22 protein-coding genes, 1 other RNA gene and 1 riboswitch are annotated in these 23198 nt (G+C 62.8%); of the genes, 11 read left to right on the top strand and 12 right to left on the bottom strand.

Features of this window, described 5'->3' with window-relative positions; all coding sequences use genetic code 11:
• Window positions 1-18 precede the first annotated feature (18 nt).
• Together FIU86_RS08270 and FIU86_RS08265 are read right to left on the bottom strand one after the other, a co-directional pair.
• Window positions 19-1725 (bottom strand): BCCT family transporter, encoded by a 1707-nt coding sequence (locus tag FIU86_RS08270; RefSeq protein WP_152474649.1) that lies wholly within the window; start codon window positions 1723-1725, stop codon window positions 19-21.
• Window positions 1726-1779: 54 nt separating this feature from the next.
• The gene (locus tag FIU86_RS08265; RefSeq protein WP_152474648.1) at window positions 1780-2196 is read right to left on the bottom strand and encodes a universal stress protein; all 417 of its coding nucleotides are present in this window, start codon (window positions 2194-2196) and stop codon (window positions 1780-1782) included.
• Between the two features lie 292 nt (window positions 2197-2488).
• On the opposite strand from FIU86_RS08265, the gene ssrA reads away from it, so the two are divergent.
• Window positions 2489-2837: a transfer-messenger RNA gene (gene ssrA / locus FIU86_RS08260) on the top strand.
• An 80-nt stretch (window positions 2838-2917) separates the two neighbouring features.
• Here the strand turns inward: ssrA and FIU86_RS08255 are convergent.
• A complete protein-coding gene (locus FIU86_RS08255; protein WP_172977468.1) occupies window positions 2918-3355 on the bottom strand; it encodes a DUF2383 domain-containing protein in 438 nt (145 codons plus the stop codon).
• Between the two features lie 191 nt (window positions 3356-3546).
• Here FIU86_RS08255 and FIU86_RS08250 point away from each other — a divergent pair, with 191 nt between their 5' ends.
• From FIU86_RS08250 to FIU86_RS08220, 7 genes are all read left to right on the top strand, one after another.
• On the top strand, window positions 3547-4368 hold the full coding sequence (locus FIU86_RS08250) for a sulfurtransferase/chromate resistance protein (protein ID WP_152474646.1): 822 nt from the start codon (window positions 3547-3549) through the stop codon (window positions 4366-4368).
• On the top strand, window positions 4365-5609 hold the full coding sequence (chrA, locus tag FIU86_RS08245) for a chromate efflux transporter (RefSeq protein ID WP_152474645.1): 1245 nt from the start codon (window positions 4365-4367) through the stop codon (window positions 5607-5609). Before FIU86_RS08250 ends, chrA begins: the two co-directional genes overlap by 4 nt.
• Before the next feature lie 67 nt (window positions 5610-5676).
• Entirely contained in the window at window positions 5677-6159 is a 483-nt protein-coding gene (locus FIU86_RS08240) for an SspB family protein (RefSeq protein WP_152474644.1), read from the top strand.
• Between the two features lie 100 nt (window positions 6160-6259).
• Window positions 6260-7657, top strand: coding sequence for a class II fumarate hydratase (fumC, locus tag FIU86_RS08235; RefSeq protein ID WP_152474643.1), 1398 nt, complete (start codon window positions 6260-6262; stop codon window positions 7655-7657).
• Window positions 7654-7833 (top strand): DUF4169 family protein, encoded by a 180-nt coding sequence (locus FIU86_RS08230; RefSeq protein ID WP_152474642.1) that lies wholly within the window; start codon window positions 7654-7656, stop codon window positions 7831-7833. Before fumC ends, FIU86_RS08230 begins: the two co-directional genes overlap by 4 nt.
• On the top strand, window positions 7830-8048 hold the full coding sequence (locus tag FIU86_RS08225; RefSeq protein WP_152474641.1) for a ribbon-helix-helix domain-containing protein: 219 nt from the start codon (window positions 7830-7832) through the stop codon (window positions 8046-8048). The genes FIU86_RS08230 and FIU86_RS08225 overlap by 4 nt, the downstream gene beginning before the upstream one ends.
• A gap of 145 nt (window positions 8049-8193) precedes the next feature.
• Complete coding sequence (locus FIU86_RS08220) at window positions 8194-8424, top strand: N-(5'-phosphoribosyl)anthranilate isomerase (protein ID WP_152474640.1); 231 nt, start codon at window positions 8194-8196, stop codon at window positions 8422-8424.
• A 59-nt stretch (window positions 8425-8483) separates the two neighbouring features.
• On the opposite strand, the gene FIU86_RS08215 is transcribed toward FIU86_RS08220, so the two are convergent.
• The 3 genes from FIU86_RS08215 to FIU86_RS08205 form a co-directional block, all read right to left on the bottom strand.
• Window positions 8484-9848 carry a cytochrome P450 gene (locus FIU86_RS08215; protein ID WP_152474639.1) on the bottom strand — a complete coding sequence of 455 codons (1365 nt, stop codon included), beginning with the start codon at window positions 9846-9848 and terminating at the stop codon, window positions 8484-8486.
• The gene (locus FIU86_RS08210; protein ID WP_152474638.1) at window positions 9845-11110 is read right to left on the bottom strand and encodes a hypothetical protein; all 1266 of its coding nucleotides are present in this window, start codon (window positions 11108-11110) and stop codon (window positions 9845-9847) included. The genes FIU86_RS08215 and FIU86_RS08210 overlap by 4 nt, the downstream gene beginning before the upstream one ends.
• 64 nt (window positions 11111-11174) lie before the next feature.
• Complete coding sequence (locus tag FIU86_RS08205) at window positions 11175-11927, bottom strand: cytochrome c biogenesis CcdA family protein (protein ID WP_152474637.1); 753 nt, start codon at window positions 11925-11927, stop codon at window positions 11175-11177.
• Window positions 11928-12031: 104 nt separating this feature from the next.
• Between FIU86_RS08205 and FIU86_RS08200 the strand changes: the two genes are divergently transcribed.
• The 3 genes from FIU86_RS08200 to thiC all read left to right on the top strand — a co-directional run bounded on the left by FIU86_RS08200 (window position 12032) and on the right by thiC (window position 14911).
• Entirely contained in the window at window positions 12032-12259 is a 228-nt protein-coding gene (locus FIU86_RS08200; protein WP_152474636.1) for a sulfurtransferase TusA family protein, read from the top strand.
• 195 nt (window positions 12260-12454) lie between these two features.
• Window positions 12455-12820 carry a phasin family protein gene (locus tag FIU86_RS08195; protein ID WP_152474635.1) on the top strand — a complete coding sequence of 122 codons (366 nt, stop codon included), beginning with the start codon at window positions 12455-12457 and terminating at the stop codon, window positions 12818-12820.
• Window positions 12821-12883: 63 nt separating this feature from the next.
• Window positions 12884-13004: riboswitch (TPP riboswitch) on the top strand.
• 107 nt (window positions 13005-13111) lie between these two features.
• Window positions 13112-14911, top strand: a complete 1800-nt coding sequence (thiC, locus tag FIU86_RS08190) for a phosphomethylpyrimidine synthase ThiC (protein ID WP_152474634.1) — start codon at window positions 13112-13114, stop codon at window positions 14909-14911.
• Between the two features lie 157 nt (window positions 14912-15068).
• Here the strand turns inward: thiC and FIU86_RS08185 are convergent, their stop codons facing one another.
• The 6 genes from FIU86_RS08185 to purS form a co-directional block, all read right to left on the bottom strand.
• Window positions 15069-17798, bottom strand: coding sequence for a ribonuclease E/G (locus tag FIU86_RS08185; RefSeq protein WP_152474633.1), 2730 nt, complete (start codon window positions 17796-17798; stop codon window positions 15069-15071).
• Between the two features lie 472 nt (window positions 17799-18270).
• A complete protein-coding gene (locus FIU86_RS08180) occupies window positions 18271-19026 on the bottom strand; it encodes an SDR family NAD(P)-dependent oxidoreductase (protein WP_152474632.1) in 756 nt (251 codons plus the stop codon).
• 60 nt (window positions 19027-19086) lie between these two features.
• Entirely contained in the window at window positions 19087-20421 is a 1335-nt protein-coding gene (locus FIU86_RS08175; RefSeq protein WP_152474631.1) for a sigma-54 dependent transcriptional regulator, read from the bottom strand.
• 6 nt (window positions 20422-20427) lie between these two features.
• Window positions 20428-22203, bottom strand: a complete 1776-nt coding sequence (locus tag FIU86_RS08170; protein WP_152474630.1) for an ATP-binding protein — start codon at window positions 22201-22203, stop codon at window positions 20428-20430.
• A 79-nt stretch (window positions 22204-22282) separates the two neighbouring features.
• Window positions 22283-22951: a phosphoribosylformylglycinamidine synthase subunit PurQ gene (purQ, locus tag FIU86_RS08165; RefSeq protein WP_152474629.1), complete on the bottom strand. Its 669-nt coding sequence runs from the start codon at window positions 22949-22951 to the stop codon at window positions 22283-22285.
• Window positions 22951-23190 (bottom strand): phosphoribosylformylglycinamidine synthase subunit PurS, encoded by a 240-nt coding sequence (gene purS, locus FIU86_RS08160; protein ID WP_103761394.1) that lies wholly within the window; start codon window positions 23188-23190, stop codon window positions 22951-22953. The genes purQ and purS overlap by 1 nt, the downstream gene beginning before the upstream one ends.
• Between the last annotated feature and the right edge of the window lie 8 nt (window positions 23191-23198).

The raw sequence follows: 23198 nt of genomic DNA, 5'->3' as shown, positions 1-23198 counted from the left end.
TCAGGTTTGTCGTTGCCGTCAGGCGCGTTTTTCCGACGCCAGTCCACGCCAGATCGCGTAGCACATGACCAGCAACACCATCGTGAACGGCAGGCCTGTGGAGATCACCGCCGATTGTAGCGAAGCCAAGCCCCCGCCAATCAGCAACACGATCGCCACGGCGCCTTCGAAGATGCACCAGAACACGCGCTGAGCGACCGGCGCGTCGACCTTCCCGCCTGCGGTGATCGTGTCGATCACCAGCGAGCCCGAGTCCGACGAGGTGACGAAGAACACGATCACCAGTATGATGCCGATCACCGAGGTGATCGTCGCCAGCGGCAGTTGATCCAGCATATAGAACAGCTTCAGTTCCAGGGCCGCATCCTTCGCACCGGTATAGCCATCGCTGACCACCTGGTTCAGCGCCGTGCCACCGAACACGGTCATCCACAGGACGCAGACGATCGTCGGAATGATCAGCACGCAGGTCACGAATTCACGCACGGTGCGGCCGCGGCTGACGCGCGCGATAAACATGCCGACGAAGGGTGACCAGCTGATCCACCAAGCCCAGTAGAACGACGTCCAGCCCTGGCTGAAGTTTACGTCCTCGCGCCCAACTGGGTTGGACAGGGCGAAGATGTTCGTCAGGTAAGCCCAGATGCTGTCGAAGAACAGCGTGATCAGGAAGATCGGACCGCCCACGAAGAACACGAACAGCAGCAACAGGGCCGCAAGACCCATGTTGATCTCGGACAGGACCTTTACGCCGCCATCGAGCCCCCTGACCACCGAGACCAGAGCGACCGCGGTAATGGCCGAAATCAGAAGCACCAGCAGAAGCGGATTGTTCTCGACGCCGCTCTCCTCGCTGTTGCCATAGGCAATGCCCAAGAACGACCGCGTGCCCTCTGCCGCGTCACCGCTGCCGAAGAGGTAGGTCAGACCCGATGCCGTCTGCTCTGCGCCGAAGCCAAGCGATGTGGCAAGGCCGAAGAGCGTTGCAAACACGGCCAGCGTGTCGATGATGTGGCCAGTCCAACCCCAAACCCGGTCACCGAAGATCGGGTAAAAGGCCGAGCGCAGTGTCAGCGGCAGGCCCTTGTTGTAGGAGAAAAGCGCCAGTGCCAGCGCCACAACCGCGTAGATCGCCCAAGGGTGCAGGCCCCAGTGGAAAATCGTCGCTGCCATGCCCAGACGCTGTGCCGCCGCTTCATCGCCGCCTGCGGCCCCAAGTGGTGCCCAGTCCGTCCGAGCGCCTTCTTCCATCGAGGTTCCGCCCAGCGAGCTTGAGAAGTGGCTCATGGGTTCGGAAACGCCGAAGAACAGCAGCCCGATGCCCATGCCGGCGGCGAACAGCATCGCGAACCAGCCGAGGTAGGAGTAGTCCGGCGTTGCATCCGTCCCGCCCAACCTGACGGACCCATAGGGCGTCACGATCAGAAGCAGGCAGAAAAGGACGAAAATGTTGGCCGCGCCCAGGAAGAACCAGTCGAATCCTTTGGTCACCGCGGCGAAAAGCCAGTCAAACACGCCCGCAGCCTGCTCTGGTAGGGCAAGCGAATAGAACGTGAAGGCCATAATGGACAGGCCTGAGATCAGGAAGACGGGGTTATGAATATCGAGGCCAAAAGGCCCGATTTTCGTTTCGATGTTGTCCTGACCGATCTGATAATCGGTCTGGATGATATCCGAGGTGCCTTCCGGCTCCGGGATACCCTGGTTTGTTGTTTCATCGGCCATGCACGGCCTCCCTAGCTTATTTCTGTCATTGTCGATCGAGACCGAGCAGTCGGCTCAGGTCCGGACCACCATCACGGAGCACTTTGCGTGTTCGGCAATCTTGCCACCATTCGAGGGCCACACGTAATCCATGATATTGGGTACGTGGCTGGCCATGACGACAAGGTCGGCTCCGGTGTCGCTTACGGCCTTGAGCAGAATGTCGTCGATATCGGAGCTCGGGTCATGGCTGACCAGAGAATCGCCCGAAGCGGTGATTCCGTAAGCATCGCCCTGCTCCTTAGCGAAAGCATCGAGCTTTTTGCCATATTCTTCTGGCGTATGCGCGGTCGAACTGGGCGTCGAGGTGGTGACGCCGACAAAAATCACCTCGGCACCATAGTGCTTGGCCAGGTCGCCGGTACATTTAAGCGCCTTTTCGAGGCGATCCTTATGTGCCAAATCAACCGGAGCCATGATCTTTTTGAACATGTTTATCCCTCCTGTTGCGCGCCGTTCATTGATGCTCTTTATCGGCTGGGCGCACATTTTTCCTTCAGGGTCCCATGGCTCACCCACGGACTACCCTGCCGACGCAAGCCTAACGCGTTTGTCGGCGGAACTGCAACGAATTGCGGCTGAAATCCAACTGCAAACGACATCCCTTTCGTGTATTTCGGTGCAAATATCGCTGATAACATGCGTCGGCATGAGCCCAGTCTGCTGGTTCACAAAGCATAAAACGCTGGGATTCGATTGTTAATAAGGCACTTTGCCGTCCGCGACCCGTTGCAAATCCGAACTACAGGCTTATATTTCAGTTGTCCTTTGGGACTATGGACATAAACGCGCTCGTAATAAGCGGATCGGACCCGGGGGCGGTACCCGGCGGCTCCACCAATCACCCGTCGTTGGAGGGATATGGGGCCGAAACAGGATCGACGAACGTCTAAAGGGGTTAGCTTTGTCCCGGTGAGATACCACCGTTATCGGTTCACTAAGCATAATTGCCAACGACAATAATGCTCCGGCAGCAATGGCCGCGTAAGCGGTCGGAGTAGCCGACTCTTAAGCCCTGGCCTCTAGCAAGGTCAGGCGGGGTTCGCAGGCACCTGGCAACAGAAGCCTGCACTTTCATTTTACAGCGCAGATACTTTACAGGACAGATAGAGAACGCGTCGTCGGCGCGAACGAAACGTGCGAAGTGTGCCGTTCAGTTGAACTCTCGATGCGCCGTCTGAACGAGTTCATGTAGTTCCCCGCGCTGCCTGCTCAGAAGCGCAATCTCGTCCTCGTCTCGCGCCGCCGCGATGGCCGCGTCATACAGAGACAGGACCCGTTCCTCGCCCTTGATCACCGAATTGAGCACGTCTTCGTCCAAGTCATCAAAGACCGCTCGGGTCTTAAAGACCAAGCGCTGAATTGTGGAAAAGAAGCTGCCATCCTCATCCGGTACGCAACCGTGTTTCCGCAGGCGTGCTGCTAGATCTGACTCGTGCGCCGTGTGCGCGGCACTAAACTTTTCCATGAGTGGACGAACATCAGGCTCGGCCCGCTCCAGTATCTCATCATATCCTGCCAGCGTGTCCTTGATCCGAACCTGAAGTTTGGCAAGTGCGTCGCGGTATTCGGCAGACGTGGTGAGCGTCATGAAAAAAACTCCTTCAATACCTCTGAACGCGCGAACGGCACGTGCTGTTCCAATGCGCATTGACAGACGTTACAAAGCTGGCCACGCTTAGGTATGGGGCGTATTTGCGACTGCCCCGTGAGGCTTTGGCCCAAAGTCGCATCCACTGGACGTTGCGCAATCGCGGCAACGCTGTCAGCAGAGGATGTGCCATGGCCCCGCACAATGGAATAACCGTACCCCAACTCGACCGCCTGATCGGAACGCCGGACTGTCCGGACCTGTTCGATATCTGCCTGGAAGACGATTTCGGGGCCGATCCTTTTCTTATCCCCGGTGCGCGTCGGCATCCGTATACCGACATAGCCGGGATCCGGGCGCGGCTGACGCCGGGGCGCCGGGCCGTCATCATTTGTCAGAAAGGCCGAAAACTCAGCCAGGGCGTTGCGGCTTGGCTGGCCGGTGACGGCATCCATGCCGAATACTTGGAAGGAGGCGTGCAGGCTTGGCGCGACACGAAGGACGCGATGCGTGTCCCGGCAAGCGCACTGCCTCCGGCCAACGACGGGCATACCATTTGGGTGACGCGCCACCGACCCAAAATCGACCGCATTGCTTGCCCCTGGCTGATCCGGCGCTTTGTCGACCCGAAGGCAAGGTTTCTGTTCGTCTCTCCGTCAGAAGTCTCCGATGTCGCGGATCGCTTCGGGGCGACAGCCTTTGACGTCGAGGGCGTCTTCTGGACCCATCGCGGCGACACCTGCACCTTCGATACGATGTGTGCCGAGTTTCATCTGACCTCTGACGCCTTGGCTCGACTTGCACTGGTCGTTCGTGGTGCGGATATCAACCGGCACGACCTGCACCCGGCGGCCGCGGGCCTGCTGGCGGTTTCGGCCGGCCTGTCACGGCAGTTTCGCAATGATCATGAACAGTTGCAGGCCGGTTTAGCGATCTACGATGCGCTGTACCGATGGGCCCGGGACGGGTATGACGAAGGCCATGACTGGCCAGTGACGCGGAATGCGCGATGACGGTATCGCTTAACAAGATGTTCCGCGTGTTCGGGCGAATCGGGATACTGTCTTTCGGTGGTCCGGCTGCGCAGATTTCCCTGATGCAGACTGAGTTGGTGGACCGCCATAAATGGCTGACCGAAAATCAATTCCTTCAGGCGCTGTCGTTCTGCATGCTTCTGCCCGGTCCCGAGGCGATGCAGCTGGCCACCTATGCCGGATGGAAGCTGCGCGGCGTCAGGGGCGGTCTTTTGGCCGGACTGCTCTTCGTGCTGCCCGGTGCAGCGGTGATCTTTGCGCTGGCGTTCGGATACGCCTATTTCGGCCAGATGCCGGTCGTTCAGACCGTGTTCGCGGGCATCAAGGCGGCGGTGGTGGTGATCGTGTTCCAGGCGCTCTACAAGCTGGCGCGCCGCGCGCTTCGGGGCGGACCGGCCCTGACGCTCGCGCTGGGCTCTTTCATTGCGATCTTTCTCTTCTCGGTGCCCTTCCCTGCCATCATCGCGGTGGCCGCCGTTATAGGGCTGGTCTCGGTGCGGCCCGGCGCCACGGATGATCCGCCCGTGCCGGTTGTAACGCGGGCTGGCACGATGCGCACCGTGGCGACATGGGGCGCGATCTGGGCCGCCCCCTTGCTGACCCTCTGGGCGCTCGACGCGACCCTGCTATTGCAACTCGGCCTGTTCTTTTCCAAGCTCGCGGTGGTCACCTTCGGCGGCGCTTATGCCGTTCTGGCCTACATGACGCAGGAAATTGTTCAGTCTTACGGCTGGCTCAGCACAGACCAGATGATCGACGCGCTCGGGCTTGCGGAAACGACGCCGGGACCGTTGATCCTTGTGACCCAGTTCGCGGGTTTCATGGCGGGTTTCTTGCAAGGTGGACCGGGCCTTGCAATGGTTGCGGCGTCGGTCACGCTTTGGGTCACTTTCGTCCCGTGCTTTCTGTGGATCTTTGCCGCCGCGCCCTATGTCGAGGCGCTGCTGGCGCGTCCCCGGCTTAAAGGAGCTTTTGACGCCATATCGGCCAGCGTGGCGGGCGTGATTCTCAATCTTGCCGTCTGGTTTACCCTGCACGTGCTGTTCACCGATGTCGGTAAAGGTGCCATAGTCCCGACCCTGCGCCTCGACAGTTTCTCTGTGCAGAACGCCGCGCTCGTCCTGCTTGCCGGCTTTATCTACCTGGGGCTGCGCGTGCCCATGGTCTCCGGGCTTGTCGTCATGGCGCTGCTGGCTTGGGGCATTGATTTGCTGACCTAAGCTGCGCGGCCTCTTTTGTTTTGCTTCGAATCCCTTATTGTGAAGACCGAAAGGTTCGGGGATGAAGATGCCGCATTCAATCGATTACGGAAAACTGATGCACCGGGCCATGCGCGGCCTGATCCAGGAAGTATTGTGCGATGTGCGCGACAACGGGTTGCCGGGCGCACATCATTTCTTCATCACTTTCGAAACGACCCACCCCGATGCTGAGCTGGCCGATTGGCTACGCGAACGCTACCCGAACGAGATGACCGTCGTGATGCAACACTGGTTCGACAACCTCGACGTCACCGACGAGGGGTTCACCGTGACGCTCAACTTCGGCGACAGCCCCGAGACGCTCTACATCCCCTATGATGCGATACAGACCTTTGTCGATCCTTCGGTGGAGTTCGGCCTGCGCTTCGAATCGCAGGACGAGTCCGAGGAGGATGACGAGGAAGAGGATGGCGACGAGGCGGCACTGGATGAGCAAGACATCGAGGCGGAAGACGCGACCAAGCCGCGCGATGCCGAGGTGGTCAGCCTCGATAGTTTCCGCAAGTAACGTCGGCTGATACGTGCATACGGTATTCTGCCGTATGCAGCGTTGATATTTTCACCCGGTCGGATATGAAGCGCCAAACGAAGTTCCAGGAGACTCCCCAATGACCGCCACTCGCACAGAATCCGACAGTTTCGGCCCGCTGGAGGTTCCGGCGGAGAAATATTGGGGCGCGCAAACGCAGCGCTCGTTGATGAACTTCCCCATTGGCTGGGAAAAACAGCCGGTGGCAATCGTCCGTGCGCTGGGAGTGATCAAGAAGGCCTGCGCTATGGCCAACAAGGAATCGGGCGCGCTGGACGCCAAGCTGGCCGACGCAATCATCGAGGCGGCAGGCGAAGTGGTCGGGGGCAAGCTGGACGACCATTTCCCGCTGGCAGTATGGCAAACGGGGTCCGGCACACAGTCGAACATGAATTCCAACGAGGTGATCGCCAATCGCGCCATTGAAATCCTGGGCGGAGAGATAGGCAGCAAGGACCCGGTGCACCCCAACGATCATTGCAACATGGGGCAATCCTCAAACGACACCTTCCCGACCGCGATGCATATCGCAACGGCCATGTCGGTGCGTGACGTTCTGCTTCCGGGGCTTGTAAAGCTTGCCGAAGCTCTGGGAACTAAATCCAATGAATTCAAAGATATAATCAAGATCGGTCGTACCCATACGCAGGATGCGACGCCGCTAACACTGGGGCAGGAATTCTCGGGCTACGCGCACCAGGTTCGCCAGGGCATCGCTCGGGTTGAAGCCGGGCTGCCGGGCATTTACGAACTTGCGCAGGGTGGAACCGCCGTGGGAACCGGCCTCAACACCCGCAAGGGCTGGGGTGAGGCCGTGGCCGCGAATATGGCCGAGATCACAGGTCTGCCCTTTGTCACCGCGCCCAACAAGTTCGAGGCGCTGGCCGCGCATGACGCGATGGTCTTCCTGTCCGGAGCAATCGCGACCGTTGCGGGAAGCTGCTATAAAATTGCCAATGATATCAGATTCCTGGGCTCGGGGCCGCGGTCAGGCCTCGGCGAGTTGATCCTGCCGGAGAATGAGCCTGGCTCGTCGATCATGCCGGGCAAGGTGAACCCGACACAGGCCGAGGCGTTGACGCAGGTGGCGGCCCACGTGATGGGCAACGACGCCGCGATCAAGTTCGCCGGGTCGCAGGGGCATTTCGAGCTCAATGTCTACAACCCGATGATGTCGTATAACCTGTTGCAATCCATACAGCTTTTGGGTGACGCAGCGGACAGTTTCACGGAACGTATGCTGCTGGGGATCGAGGCCAACGAGCCCCGGATCGACAAGCTGATGAAGGAAAGCCTGATGCTCGTGACCGCGCTGGCGCCGACCATTGGGTATGACAACGCGACCAAGGTGGCCAAGACCGCGCACAAAAACGGTACCACCTTGAAAGAAGAGGCAATTTCACTTGGGTTCGTGGATGAGAAGACCTTTGACGAGGTGGTGCGGCCCGAGGACATGATCGGCCCGAAAGACGCATGAGCGAGATCGTCAATCTGAACTGCTTTCGGAAGGCGAAGAATAACGCGAAGAAGAGAGCGCAAGCGGATGAAAACGCTGTGAAATTCGGGCGCACCAAGGTCGAGCGACAGATGGATGAAGCGCGGGCGAAAAAGGCGCGGGACGCGCTGCGGCAGCATCGCCTGGACGAAGAGTGAGCCGGCCGGTCAAACGGTCGCTCACCCTGCGCGGGCATCGGACCAGCGTTTCTCTGGAAGACGAATTCTGGAAGTGTTTCCGAGAGATAGCGGCGAAAGAAGATGTGCCCGTCAACGTGTTGGCCGCGCGGATCGACGAGGCGCGGGGCGTGGAAATGGGGCTGGCCTCCGCGATCCGGCTATACGTGCTGCGGCATTACAGGGACAAGAGTTAACCCGGACGCGGCGCCCGAAATTGCACGTCGGTATTGCGTCGGTATTCGGGTAGCAACGCGTCGGTGCCATTTCTTGCAAGAGACGGGATTAAGTGACCGCGCGCTTTTTACTTGGTATTAACCATGTTTGGGCCAGCATGAACCCATGTCAGAGCTTCGCCTTTGCCTGCCCGCCGACATTTGGATGCGCAAGATCTTCGACGCGAAAGCCGCTCGGGAGGGCGGTGTCGTCCGCCGCAGCGTTCGGGACATAGAGAGGATCGTCGGGCGCGACCGGTTTCGGCGCGAGATCGCGCGGCGGGGGTATCATGCGGTTGAGAACGCGGGACAGGTTGTCATCTTCTGCAACAATGACCGCGTGTCGGTCTGGTGTTGAGGCCAAAAGCTTTCTCAAAGCTTTTGGCAAATCTTTTTTGAAAAGATTTGCCCCGGCCCCTAGCGCGGTGTGACCTTGAGCCAGATACCGTCCTTGCCGCGCACGGTAAGGTACGCGACCGGCATGGCGGGACGGTCCGCGACCAGTTCGAAGCGATAGGCGGCCACGAGCATGGACAAAAGCAATGGCCCTTCGATCATGGCGAACCCGGCCCCGGTGCAGACGCGCTGTCCGGCAGAGAACGGCATGTAGGCGTTGCGCAGACAGGCCCGTCCGTTCTCGGTGCCAAAGCGCGCGGGGTCGAAGTCGTCCGGGCGGTCCCAGAGCCGTTCGTGGCGGTGCTGGTGCCAGGGGCTGAGGACGATCTGGCTGCCTTTCGGGACCTGCCGGTCGCGGAACCGCTCAGGACAGGCGGCCTCGCGCACCATCATCGGCACGGGCGGATACAGGCGCAGGGTTTCGCGAAAGACGTCGCGGGAAAGGCGCAGTTTGCCCATGTCCGAGAAGGCCATGCTGCCATCGGTCAGAACCTCTTGCGCCTCCGACGCCAGACGCTCCTGCCAATCGGGGTGCATCGCCAGCAAGTAGAGCGCCCAGGCAAGCGCCGAGGCCGACGTCTCGTGCCCGGCGAGAAAGAAGATCGCCACCTGGTCAACCATCTCTGCGGTGTCGAAGCGGTCACCGGTTTCGGGGTCGGTGGTGGTCATGATCTTGGTGGCAAGATCGTCCGGCGCGGTGCCCACCGCAATCTCGTCCATTCGACGGGTTGTCAGGCGGGTGATGAGGTCGCGGATGGTACGGGCCGTCGCCTTGGTCTTGCCCCTGTGAAAGCGCGGGAACCAGCGCGGCAAAGGCAGGAAGGCGGCGAGGTTCAGCATCGGCTGGGTGCGCTGATGCTCGCGGAACTCGTTGAAGACTCGGGTGGCAATCTCATCCTCGATCGGGATCGAGAAGAGCGTGCGGAAAATCACGTCGGCGGCGACGTGGCTGGTCTCGGCCTCGATCTCGACGGGCTGGCCGGTGGCGTGATCGGCGAGGCGCGCCACGGCCCCCTGCCCCGCGGCCAGCATGGCGGGGAAGGTATCGCGCAGACGTCCCCCCTCGAAGGCGGGGTCTATGATGCGGCGCTGGCGTTTCCATGTCTCGCCATTGGTGACGAAGACAGAATTGCCCAGAAGCGGCGTGAGCCCTTCGCGGACGCGGTCGGATTTCGGGAAATCGTCGGGGCGGTCTTTCAGCACAAGGTCGACCAGTTCGGGCTGGTTGCAGAGGTAGGAGCGGAAGAACGGCGTGCGGAATTCGGCCATCCAGGCGCGGTAGAGCCTTGCGGGCTGGGCGGAGAGGATGTCGGCCCGGAAGAGGCGCATGTAGCGCCAGAGCGAAACGCGGCCCGTCCGGGCGGGCGGCTTGGGCGGCTGGCTCATGCGGCCATGCTCGTGAAGCGGGAGGTGGCGCGGGTGATGCGGCTGGGGGACGGGGCGCGGTCGGCGTAGCGTTCGCCGAGAGTTTGCGGCCCGGCGGTGATCTGGAAATAGTCGTAATCGCCGGGGCGGTCGAAGGCGCAGAGATACTGGAAATGCAGGCGGAAGAAGCGCCAGCGCAGGGCCTTCCAACGTTCCGGGCTGAGGGTCTGGGTGAAGGCCGCCGAGAGGATCAGGGGCCAGCGTTGATTTTCCGGCGCAACGCCGGAGACGGCGACGGGATCGCAGAGCGCGAAGGCGCAGCCGTCGCCGGGGGCGGTGACGTCGACCCAGGCGAGTTCCTCGCGGGTCGAGAGGTAGTGCAGGTCTGCGCGGAGGCGGTGGGCGTCTTTCAGGAAGGACACCATAGGAACGACCTGCCCCAGCGTGAGGAACGAGAGTGTCGGGCCGTTTTCCGGCATGCGGCCTGCCCGGATGAGGTCCGCGAGGATGGAGACGCCCAGATGCGCGCCGGAGGAATGGCCGACCACCAGAACCTCGTCCACGTCCGTGGTGAGTGCGGCGGCGATCTCGGTGGTGAATTCGGCCATGCGGGCCTCGAGCTCGGGCGGGTTGGCGCCCTTGGACTGGGCCGAATAGGCGTAGTCGTGCATGAGGTAATAGGCGAAGAGCTTGTTGTCGCGGGCCTTGAACCAGCGCAGAAGCAGGTAGGCTGCGACAAGGCTTATGGGAATTCCAGCATAGATTGCAAAGGTGAAACCGTCGGAAAACCACTGATCGGGCTTGCGAAACAGGGCTTCCCACCCTGCGACAAATCCGTACCAGACGCCGAAAGCAAGCAGCAGCGCCAGCGCCAGTTGCACCAGCAGGAACCCGACTGGGTAGAGGGCCGCGATGACCGGCCCCTTGCGCAGGCGCATCAGACGAAAGAGCGCGCCGGAGGCGATATAGGTCCAGGCGGTGCGGATGAGTTGCAGGTAGGTGCCGGCGATGCCGCGTTCCATGCTGTCGCGGACAATGTCGGACCAGACCAGCACGTCGAACTCGGTATGGATGTCGTGCCCGTCGATATACGCATCCACTTGCCAGCCATAGCGGCCTTCGGAGGTCCGGGCCGACAGGGCGAGGTCATAGCCCGAGAGGCCCGCCTGTTCCGCGCCCTCCTTGCGGTAGAGCTCGCGGTAGCGGCGGGGATGGATGGGATCGTATCCCGGTAGGTAGAACACCCGGCGGCGGGTGACGGGGGCTTGGGTGGGGCTGCTCATGCCAGACCTGTCTTGGCCTCTTCTTGCTGCCACATTAGCCCATTATTGGGGCGAGAGTAAGGCTTTAGCCCACCAGTGCCAGCGCCGGGAACATCTCGAGCAGCCAGTAGGAGAAGGCGGCGAACCCACCCGTCAGCATCAAGAGGCCGATGGTCCAGAGGAGCAGGCCCATGATGCGCTCGATCTGATCCATGTGGCGTTTCATCCAGGCCATCAGGCCGGTCAGGCGCGGCAGGAACGCGGCGACCAGCAGGAAGGGAATGCCAAGCCCCGCGGCATAGACCGCGAGCAGCAGCGTGCCGCGGGTGACCGAGGCTTCGGACGCCGCCAGAGACAGGATCGCGCCCAGCTGCGGGCCGATGCAGGGCGTCCAGCCGAAGGCGAAGGCGAGACCGAGAATATAGGCGCCGAACGTGGTGCCGCCCTTGTCGCCCACGTCGAGGCGCGCCTCGCGGTCCATGATGCCGATGCGGAAGATGCCAAGGAAATGCAGGCCGAAGATCATCACGATGAGGCCCGCGGCGGTGTTGAAGTAGTCCTGGTATTGCAGGAACGCGCGGCCAAAGGTCGAGGCGGCGAAGCCGAGGAACAGGAACACGGTCGACAGGCCCAGCACGAAGAAAAGCGCGGGCAGAATCGCCTTGTTGCGCGTGGTGCGCTCGGACTGCAGGTCGGTCACGGTGACGCCGCTCATGTAGGCGAGGTAGGGCGGCACGATGGGCAGTACGCAGGGGCTGAGAAACGAGAAGACGCCGGCCACGAGCGCGATGGCCATGGCGGGGATCAGGGTGGCGTCTATGAGATCGATTCCGAACATGCCTTTCGTCTAGTGCAAAATTCGGGGGGCGTCACGCGGCGTGGGGTCACGGGCGGGTCACATCTCGGTGGACAGGCTGTAACGGTTGGATTACCTCCACGCGCATGAGCGAACCTGAGACCATCGACGCCGTGGGGCTCTTGTGCCCCCTGCCCGTGCTGAAGCTGCGCAAGCGGATGAAGCCGCTTGGTGCGGGCGAGGTGGTGGTGCTGCGGGCGGATGACCCGGCGGCGGTGATCGACGTGCCGCATTTCTGCGCCGAGGCGGGGCATGAGCTGATCGAGACGGTCGAGGACGGGGCTGTTACGCTTTACCGGGTGCGCAAGGGCTGAAACGCGCGGGGTGCGACAACGGCGCAGGGGGCGGCAGGCCGGTTGCGCTGTACCTCAGGGGAGCCACGTCATATAATTGTTACGTTCCCGAATGGCGCGAGGCGCGTGTTTCGGTGTGTTGTGCCAGATCGGAAGACGTTCCCGCAAAGACCGCGCCACCGCGGCCTTTGCCGAAGCTCGGAAGGAGTGGCGCAGATGGCAAAATCGACGAAGAAACCCACCGAAACCCCGGACGCGACCGACCCGGCCCATGCTGGCATGGCGGCCGCGATGGCCGCGTTCAGCCCGGTGGCGACGACCGCATGGTTCGACATGGTGCAGGAAAGCATGCGCTTCATGTCCGAACGGCTGGAGAAGGACCTGGAGGCGCAGCGCGCGATGCTGGCCTGCAAAACGCCGCAGGAGCTGATGCAGGTGCAAAGCGATTTCATGAAGAAGGCGTTCACGGACTATACCGAAGAAACGCGGCGGATGATGGAGATGATGGGCGTGGCGATGAAGGTGGATATCAAGGACACCGCCCCGACGACCCGGCGCAATTACGACGATGTGCCGGTCTGATCCGCACCGCCCAAGACTTTTCCCGATTGTCCGTTGAAATGACGGCGGCGCTTCGCTAGCCTCTCGCTTACGCAGGGGGGTCCCGCCCAGGGGACTGAGAGGCTGACAGGGCATGTGCCCGGTGACGCGACCCTTTGAACCTGACCCAGTTGACACTGGCGTAGGAAGCTAGGATCGCATCCCCGGACATCCGGGCACTGTTTTCCGAAGACGGGGCGCATCGCCCCCGCGTTTCCCTCAAGCCACGACTCATCTGGTGTCTTTTCGAGTAATCGCTTGAGGAGCGCCAAAATGAACGTACCCAATCCCAAGATCACCACGGGCGAGCTGCCCGCGTCGCGCAAGATCTACGTGAAAGGCACGCAACACCCCGAGATCCGCGTGCCGATGCGCGAGATTTCCGTGCATCCCACGTCCGGCGAGGAACCCCTGCCCGTCTATGACAGTTCCGGGCCCTATACCGACCCGAATGTTCTGACCGATATCCGCGAAGGGCTGCCCCGCCTGCGCCGCGACTGGATCGAGGCGCGCGGCGATGTCGAGGAATACGAGGGCCGTCATGTGAAGCCCGAGGATAACGGTTTCGTCGAAGGCGACCGACTGACGCCGGAATTTCCCAATATTGCCGCACCGATGCGGGCCAGGGACGGCAAACCTGTCACCCAGCTGGCCTATGCCCGTGCTGGCATCGTGACGCCGGAGATGGAGTTCATCGCGATCCGCGAGAACCAGATGCGCGAGGCCGTGTCCGAAGCCCGCGACGGCAATGACTGGGGCGCCAATATACCCGATTACGTGACGCCCGAATTCGTGCGTAACGAGGTGGCCGCGGGCCGGGCGATCATCCCGGCCAACATCAACCACCCCGAAAGCGAGCCGATGATCATCGGGCGCAATTTCCTGGTGAAGATCAACGCCAACATGGGCACCTCCGCCGTCACATCCTCGATGGAGGAGGAAGTGGACAAGCTGGTGTGGGCAATCCGCTGGGGCGCGGACACGGTGATGGACCTTTCCACCGGGCGCAACATTCACAACACGCGGGAATGGATCATTCGCAACAGCCCTGTGCCGATCGGGACCGTGCCGATCTACCAGGCGCTGGAGAAGGTGAACGGGATCGCCGAGGACCTGACCTGGGAGGTGTTCCGTGACACGCTGATCGAACAGGCGGAACAGGGCGTGGATTATTTCACCATCCATGCCGGCGTGCGGTTGCACATGGTGCCGATGACGGTGGACCGGGTGACGGGCATCGTGTCGCGTGGCGGGTCGATCATGGCCAAGTGGTGCCTGCACCATCACCGCGAAAGCTTTCTCTATGAGCATTTCGAGGAGATCTGCGACATTTGCCGGGCCTATGACGTGTCGTTCAGCCTTGGCGACGGGCTGCGGCCCGGGTCCATCGCGGATGCCAATGACGAAGCGCAGTTCGCCGAATTGGAGACGCTGGGCGAATTGACCAAGATCGCCTGGGCCAAGGATTGCCAGGTGATGATCGAGGGGCCGGGCCATGTGGCCATGCACAAGATCAAGGAGAACATGGACAAGCAATTGGAGTGCTGCCACGAGGCGCCGTTCTATACGCTTGGACCGCTCACCACGGATATCGCGCCGGGGTATGACCATATCACCAGCGGGATCGGCGCGGCGATGATCGGCTGGTTCGGCTGCGCGATGCTGTGCTACGTGACGCCGAAGGAGCATCTGGGCCTGCCCGACCGGGACGATGTGAAGACCGGCGTGATCACCTACAAGATCGCGGCCCACGCCGCCGATCTGGCCAAGGGTCTGCCCGGGGCGCAACGGCGCGACGATGCGCTGAGCCGCGCCCGGTTCGAGTTCCGCTGGGAGGATCAGTTCAACCTGTCGCTGGACCCGGAAACGGCGCGGGAGTTCCATGACCAGACCCTGCCAAAGGAAGCGCACAAGGTGGCGCATTTCTGTTCGATGTGCGGGCCGAAATTCTGCTCGATGCGGATCAGCCACGACATCCGGGCCGAGGCGCAGAAGGAAGGAATGGAGAAGATGGCCTCCAAGTTCCGCGAAGGCGGGGATTTGTACGTGCCGGTGGACGAGACGAAGGAGTGAGCGCCGGGTGGACCCGGCGCTCATCCCGGACCTGATCCGGAATCTCTACGGTCGGGGGTCCCGGGTCAGGCCCGGGACGGGCGGGTCTTGGACCGCCGCGCAGCACAAAAAAACGCCGGGGTCCTGCCCCGGCGTTTCATGTTTCAGTCAGAGCAACTTAGCTGCCGAAGGACCACCAGCCCTTGCGCTTGGGCTTGTCCTCGGCCGGCTCGGGCGTAGCGGTCTCGGCCCTGTCGGCGGCCTCGGCGGCGACCGGCTCGGGCTTCTTGCGCGGAGCGCGTTTGCGGGCCGGCTTCGCCTCGGGCTCGGATGAGGCTTCGGCGGCCTCGGGTGCCGGCTCTGCCGCCGGCTCGGGCGTTGCCTCTGCGGTCGCCTCTTCGGGCGCAGGCTCTTCCTTTTTCTTGCGCGAGCGCGGCTTGGGCTTCGGCTTCTCCGCAGGTTTGTCCTCGGGCGCGATCTCGGCCGTCTCGGACGGGGTCTCGGCGGCGGCCTCTTCCTTAGGCGCGTCGTCGGTCTTTTTCTTGCGAGAGCGGCTCACGCGCTTGGGCTTGTCCTCTTTCGGGGCCTCTTCGGAGGCGTTTTCGGACTCGGCTGCGACGGGCTGGGCCGGTGCGTCGTCCTTCGGCGTCTCGTCCTTTTGGTCGGACGTACCGTCGCCAGAGGGCTGACCATTCTCCTGCTGATCGCCGTTCTGGTTCTGCCCGTTTTCGCCATTGCCCGATTTCGAGCGCGAGCGCCGACGCCGGCGGCGGCGCTTCTTCTTGGGTTGGCCGTCGCCCCCGTCATTGCCGCCGTTGTTGTTGCCGCCCTCATTGCCCTCGTTCTCGGGCGCGGGCGGGGCCTCGGCGGGATCGGGCGTCTCGGCGTCGGCAGCGTCGTCGATATCGTCCATCAGCGAGCTGTCGACCGACACCACGGCGGCAGAGGTCTGTTTCACCACGCGGGACGCGGTCTTGAACTTTTCGAGCGTGAAGTCGGGGCTGACCAGCGTCGGGTCGCCCTCGATCCGCACCGACAGGCCGTAGCGGCCCTCGATCTGCGCGACGTGCTCGCGTTTCTGGTTGATCAGGAAGTTGGCGATGGCCACGGGGCATTTCACCAGCACTTCGCGGGAACGACCGCGGGTGCCCTCCTCCTCGATCTGGCGCAGGATGGAGAGGGCCATGCTGTCGTCCGAGCGGATGAGGCCGGTGCCGTGGCAGGAGGGGCACGGCTGGGTCGTGGCCTCGAGCATGCCGGGGCGCAGACGCTGACGCGACATCTCCATCAGGCCGAAGCCCGAGATGCGGCCCACCTGGATGCGGGCGCGGTCGGTCTTGAGCCGGTCCTTCATGCGCTTTTCGACGGCGGCGTTGTTCTTGCGCTCGTCCATGTCGATGAAGTCGATCACGATCAGGCCGGCAAGGTCGCGCAGGCGCAGTTGGCGGGCGACTTCGTCGGCGGCCTCCAGGTTGGTCTTGAGCGCGGTGTCCTCGATCGAGCCTTCCTTGGTGGCGCGGCCGGAGTTGACGTCGATGGCCACCAGCGCCTCGGTCACGCCGATGACGATATAGCCGCCGGATTTCAGCTGCACAGTGGGGTTGAACATGCCCGCGAGGTACGATTCCACCTGGTAGCGCGCGAAGAGCGGCAAGGTATCGGTGTATTGCTTCACGTTCTTGGCGTGGGACGGCATGATCATCTTCATGAAGTCCTTGGCGATGCGGTAGCCGCGCTCGCCCTCGACATGGACCTCGTCGATCTCGCGGTTGTAAAGGTCGCGGATCGAGCGTTTGATCAGGTCGCCCTCTTCGTAGATCTTGGCGGGCGCGATGGATTTCAGCGTCAGCTCGCGGATTTGCTCCCACAGGCGTTGCAGGTATTCGTAGTCGCGCTTGATCTCGGACTTGGTGCGCTTGGCGCCCGCCGTGCGCACGATCAGGCCCGCGCCCTGGGGCACGTCGATCTCGTTGGCGATCTCTTTCAGCTTCTTGCGGTCGGTCGCATTGGTGATCTTGCGGGAGATGCCGCCGCCGCGTGCGGTGTTGGGCATCAGGACGCAGTAACGACCGGCGAGGCTGAGATACGTGGTGAGGGCTGCGCCCTTGTTGCCGCGCTCTTCCTTGACGACCTGCACCAGCAGGATCTGGCGGACCTTGATGACTTCCTGGATCTTGTAGCGACGCGGGCGCGGTTTGCGCGGCGGGCGGATATCCTCTTGGTCGTCGTCATCGGCGACGGATTCGATGGACTCGTCCTTGGAGGACGCATCGGAGCGCTTCGACTTGGGCTCGTCTTCGTCATCTTCGGACTCGTCTTGAGCCGCATCATTGGCATCGGCACCGGTTTCGGCGTCTTTTGCCTCCGGTGTACCGGTCTCGGCGGTGTCGTCGTCCTGGGGTTCCTCCACCGGGGTTTCGGCCACGGTTTCCATCGGCGACAGACCTTCGTCGTCATTCGCCGCCTCGTCGTCGAGGTCGATGGTCTCCATGCCGTCGATATCCGACTTGGCGACGGAATCGCCATTGTCGGCCTCGGCTGCCTTGGACGAGCGCCGCCGGCGGCTGCGCTTGGGCTTGGGTTTTTCGTCTTCCTCGTCGCGCGCCTTCATCGCCTCGGCATAGGCGCGTTCCTCTTCCAGCAGCGCCTCGCGGTCGGCCACGGGGATCTGGTAGTAATCGGGGTGAATCTCGGAAAAGGCGAGGAAGCCGTGGCGGTTGCCGCCGTAATCGACGAAGGCCGCCTGAAGCGACGGTTCGACCCGTGTAACCTTTGCGAGATAGATGTTGCCAGCTAGCTGGCGCTTGTTTTCCGATTCAAAGTCGAATTCCTCGACCTTGTTTCCGTCCACCACCACGACGCGGGTTTCCTCCGCGTGGGTGGCATCGATAAGCATTTTCTTGGCCATGTATGTCCGTTGCACGACGAAGGCCGCCGGCCCCCGGGGGGAGCGAGCGTGCGTTGGTCGTGTCTTTTTCGAGCGATATGCAACGCGCGGAAGGCCCGACCGGATCGGGTCATGCTTTGGAACGTCGATGTTCTCGCGCGCGTCATCGCGGTTCTTCTCCAGGGCTGCGGGACCTCGGTCCCCTGCCCCCGTTCATGTGCCGCATCATCCCTTGGGATGTGCCGGCGTCTCCTGGTCCCTCGGGGGACCCAATCGGTTGCCTCACCACCCGTCCCTGGGCCCGAAGCAGCGAAACTCTGAAATGGTCCACAATTGGTGGAGCATATCTCCTAAATAAGGGCGGAAGGCGGTAAAACACAATGGGTAATCGTGCCTGCGTTGCAATTCGCGCCGGCGCGACGGCGCACGAAAGGAAAGCATCCACAGGAAAAAGCCTCCCACGCGGCGCAAAAGACGCGTGGGAGGCAGCCGGTCAGGCCGCGAAGTTCGGCTGACCGTTCGAGGCCGAAAGCCCGCCATCCACGGGCAGGACCACGCCGTTCACGAACCGAGCATCATGCGAGGCCAGAAAGGCGATAACGCTGGCCACTTCGGCGGGTTGCGCCCCGCGGCCCATCGGGATGCGCTCGGCAAAGCGGGTCATAAGGTCGGTGTCGTCCTGCATGCCCGCGGTCATCTCGGTGTCGGTCAGCGACGGTGCCACGGCGTTGACGCGGATGTCCGGCGCGAGGTCCAGCGCCATGGCACGGGTCATGTTGCTGACCGCGCCCTTGGAGGCATTGTAGCCGAACATCGTCCAGTCGCCGCCAAGGCCGGAGACCGAGGACGTGTTGACGATGCACGCGCCATCGGCCTTTTTCAGTTCCGGCAGGGCCGCGGTCACGCAGTTGAAGACGCCGCCGGCATTGATGTTCATCTGGGCGTTGAAATCCTCAAGGCTGAGGTCGCCGGGCGCACCGCCGCGTGCGATGCCGGCGTTGTTTACCAGACAGGTAAGGCCGCCGAAGCTCTCGACGGCTTCGGTGACCAGCCGCTCGGCATCGTCGGGTTTGGACACGTCGCCATCGACGACCCGGACGCCCATTTCCGGCAGCTCGCCCGCGACGGCGTCAAGCTTGTCACGGGTGCGGCCGTTCAGGACGACGTTCCAGCCGTCCTCGGCAAAGCGTTTGGCAGTGGCGGCGCCGATGCCCGAGCCGGCGCCGGTGATGATTGCTGTACGGGTCATGCTGCTCTCCTTTACGTGTCGCAGGAGAAACGCGCGGAAAGTGACCCGGTTCCGGCCCGGTCAGAGGTAGTCCGAGCGTTGCAGGCCGTATTTCGCCATCTTCTCGTTCAGGGTGCGGCGCGGCAGGCATAGTTCATCCATGACCGAGGCGATCGAGCCCTTGTGGCGGCGCATGGTGTTGTCGATCAGCATGCGCTCGAACGCCTCGACATATTCCTTGAGCGGCTTGCCCTCGGTGGTCATCACCGGCTGCATGTCCTGGTGGTCGGACATCAGCAGCGAGGCGATGGTGCCCGAGCCGCGGCGCGATTGCAGCACGGCGCGTTCGGCGATGTTGATGAGTTGCCGCACATTGCCGGGCCACGGTGCCTGCAGCAGTTGCGCGGCCTCTTGCGCGGAGACCTGCGGCGCCTCGCAACCATAATCGTCGGCAAAGGCGTCGGAAAAGCGGGTGAAGAGCGTCAGGATATCCTCGCCCCGCTGGCGCAGGGGCGGCACGGTGATACGCAGCGCGCCGAGGCGGTAGAATAGATCCGAACGCAGTGCATCCTCGCAGGTGCGGTCCTGCTCCTGCATGTTGGAAATGGCCACGACCCGGGTTTCGGGCGGGGTGCCTTCGTCGTTGACAAAACTCAGCAGCTTGGCCTGCGAGGCATCGCTGAGTTTCTCGATATCCTCCAGCACCAGCGTGCCGCCGCGGGCCTCTTCCACCGCAGGCAGGCGGGTATCGTCGGGCTGCATCGGGCCGAAAAGGCGCTTCATCAGGGCGTCTTCTTCCATCCCCGAGCAGGAGATCAGTACGAATTTCTTGCCCGCGCGGGCGCCGACGGCGTGCAGGGCGTGGGCCACGAGGGTCTTGCCGGTGCCGGTCTCGCCCTCGATCAGGACATGGCCGTCGGCCTGGCCCAAGTCGAGGATGTCTTCCTTGAGACGCTCCATCACGGGCGAGGCGCCGATGAGTTTCTTCATCAGCTGGCCGCCATCGGAAAGCTCGCGCCGCAGCGCGCGGCTGTCCAGCACCATGCGGCGCGCGTTGGTGGCGCGCTTGGCCAATTCGTTCATCCGGTCGGGATTGAACGGCTTTTCGAGGAAATCGTAAGCGCCCACGCGCATCGCCTCGACCGCCATGGGCACATCGCCGTGGCCGGTGATCATGATCACGGGCAGAGAGCTGTCGCTGCCCATCAGTTTCTTTAGGAACTGCATCCCGTCCATGCCGGGCATCTTGATGTCCGTCACGACGATGCCGGGGTAATCCGGCCCCAGCACCTTGAGCGCTTCTTCGGCGGAGGGGAACGCCTCGGTGTCGTAGCCCGACAGGGCCAGCCACTGGCTGATCGACTGGCGCATATCCTTTTCGTCGTCGATGATGGCGATTTTCATGGCGGTCGGCATGTCCTTTTACTCCGCTGCTCTTGTCGCGTCCGGTTGGGCGTCTTCGGTCAATATGGGCAGCTGCATTTCGAATACAGCCCCCCCGTTGGCGGCGTTGCGCGCCGTCAGACGGCCGCCGAGGTCGTTTACGATACCCGAGGAAATGGCAAGTCCCAAGCCGACACCGTCGCCGGGCTGCTTGGTGGTGTAGAAAGGCTCGAACAGGTTGTCGATATCGGCGATGCCCGATCCGTTGTCGCGCACGGTGAGGACGGCCGTTTCGCCCGCGGCCAGAAGGATGTCGATGCGCGCCTCGGCTTCGTTTTGCGTGGCATCCATGGCGTTGCGCAGAAGGTTGATGATGACCTGTTCGATGCGCACCCGGTCGCCCATGACCCAGACCGCGTCCTCGGGCATGGTCCGGGTGATATCGACCTTGCGTTCACGCAGCTGCGGCTCCATCAACGCGAGCGCCGAATAGATCGCATCGCCCATGTTTACAGGCTGAAAGCGGTTGCCGTCCTGCCGGGCGTAGGATTTCAGCTGCTTGGTTATCGCGCCCATCCGCTCGATCAGGTCGTCGATGCGCTGGAACGAGCTGACGGCCTCGTCGGGGCGGTTCCGCGACAGCAGAAGACGGGCGCCGGCAAGGTAGGTTTTCATCGCCGCGAGGGGCTGGTTCAGCTCGTGGCTGACCGCCGCCGACATCTCGCCCAGGACGGCCAGCTTGGAGCTTTGCTGGAGGGTCTGTTCGGCCACCGCGAGGTTCTCCTGCACCCTTTGGCGTTCGGCGATTTCCCGCTGCAGGCGCGCGTTCAATGCGCGAAGCTCCGCCGACTCGCGCTGAAAGAGCGAGGCGCGCGCCGCCGTCTTGCGGTTGAGGAAATAGAAGGCCAGCGCCAAGAGGATGGCGAAGATCATGATTTCCAGCGCCAGCACGCCGTTCACCTTGTCGCGCACCGAGGCGTAGGTGGTGAAGGACGCGATGCGCCAGCCGCGGAAGGCCACCCTGCCCTCGACCCGCATCACCGCCTCGCCCTCGACATAGGCGTCGGGCGGCAGGCTGGACCAGTCGGTGGTGGCCTGGATGGCGCGGAAGATGGCGGAGCTGGGCGGCTCGCGGGTGAGCGCGGCCTCTTCGGTCAGCCCGCGCCAGCGCGGCTCGGTCGCAAGAATGATGCGGCCTTGCGAGTCGGTGACCAGCACGGCGTCGGAAATGCCGGCCCAAGCGCGTTCGAACTTTTGCAGGTTGATCTCTACCACGATCATGCCGGCCAGCGTCTGGTTGCTGTCCACGCGGCGCGAATAGAAGAAGCGGAAGGCGCCGGTTTCGTCCTGCACAATGGTGAAGATGTTGTCGCGGCTGCGCAGGGTGTCGACGAAATAGGGCGCGTCGCGGGCGGACTGGCCAATGCGGGCGCGGTCGGTGGCGGCCACGACCCGTCCGTCGGCATCCAGAAGCGTCAGCGAGGCGGCCTCGATCTCTTCGTTGAAGGTGATAAGGCGCTGGGATGACTGGGTAAAGTTGCCCGCGTCAAGCGCGCTGATGAGCGCGGGGTCGCGGGCCAGAAGCTGCGGCACGATGGCGTTCTGGCGCAGCTCGGACAGCAGATTGCCGGAGTAAAGCGCAAGGCGCAATTCGGCCCGGTTGCGGGTGTTTTCGGTAAAGCGGTCGGTCAGCAGGCTGTTGGTGACGGCGACGACCCCGATCGCCAGCGCCACCAGCGTCAAAAGCGCCAGCCGCGCCCGCCAGCCCAGCGTGCGCCCGTTCCTGTCCTCGCTTGAGAAAAACCCCCTGGCCATGCTTCAGATTACGCCGTCGCCGGGGGTGGAACAAGAGCCGTCCAAAGCGGCCCCCGGCGGTTTGCCGCCGGAGCGCGGATCAGGCGGTTTCCAGGCTGCCGACAAGGCTGGTGAAGAGAGTCGCGCCCTCGGTGTTGCCGTGGGTTTCCTCGGCCATCCGCTCGGGATGGGGCATCATGCCCAGCACGCGGCGGTTTTCCGACAGGATGCCTGCGATGTCCTGCTGCGAGCCGTTGGGGTTTTCCACGTAGCGGAAGGCGACGCGGTCGTCGTCATTGAGCCGCGCAAGCGTGTCGTCGTCGGCGTAGTAATTGCCGTCGTGATGCGCGATGGGGATAGTGATCGTGGTGCCCGCGTTATAGCCCGACGTGTAGGCGGAATTCGAAGTTTCCACTTTCAGATCAAGGGCTTTGCAGACATACTTCAACCCGGAATTGCGCAGCAGTACGCCCGGCAGAAGGCCGGTTTCCGTCAGCACCTGGAAGCCGTTGCAGATGCCCAGCACGTAGCCGCCCTTGTCGGCGTGGGACTTCACGGATTGGCAGATGGGCGAGTTCGCCGCAATCGCGCCGCAGCGCAGGTAATCGCCGAAGGAAAAACCGCCGGGCACGCCGATCACGTCGACCCCGGCGGGCATCTCGGTGTCCTTGTGCCAGACCATCGAGACCTTTGCGCCCGCGTTCTCGAACGCGACCTTCATGTCACGGTCGCAGTTGGAGCCGGGAAAGACGATGACGGCGGCGTGCATCAGGCGATCTCCACCGAATAGGACTCGATGACCGTATTCGCCAGCAGTTTTTCGCACATGGCCGTGACGGTCTCTTTCGCCTTGCCCGGATCGGTCTCGGTCAGGTCCAGTTCGATGATCTTGCCCTGGCGCACGCCTTCGACTCCGTCGAAGCCCAGCGAGCCGAGCGCGTGGCGCACGGCCTCGCCTTGCGGGTCGAGGACCCCGTTTTTCAGCATGACGTGTACGCGGGCTTTCATGGGGGCGG

The sequence above is a fragment of the Roseovarius sp. THAF9 genome, from assembly GCF_009363715.1.
In the GTDB taxonomy this organism is placed as follows: domain Bacteria; phylum Pseudomonadota; class Alphaproteobacteria; order Rhodobacterales; family Rhodobacteraceae; genus Roseovarius.
This window is presented reverse-complemented; position numbering and strand designations above follow the sequence as displayed.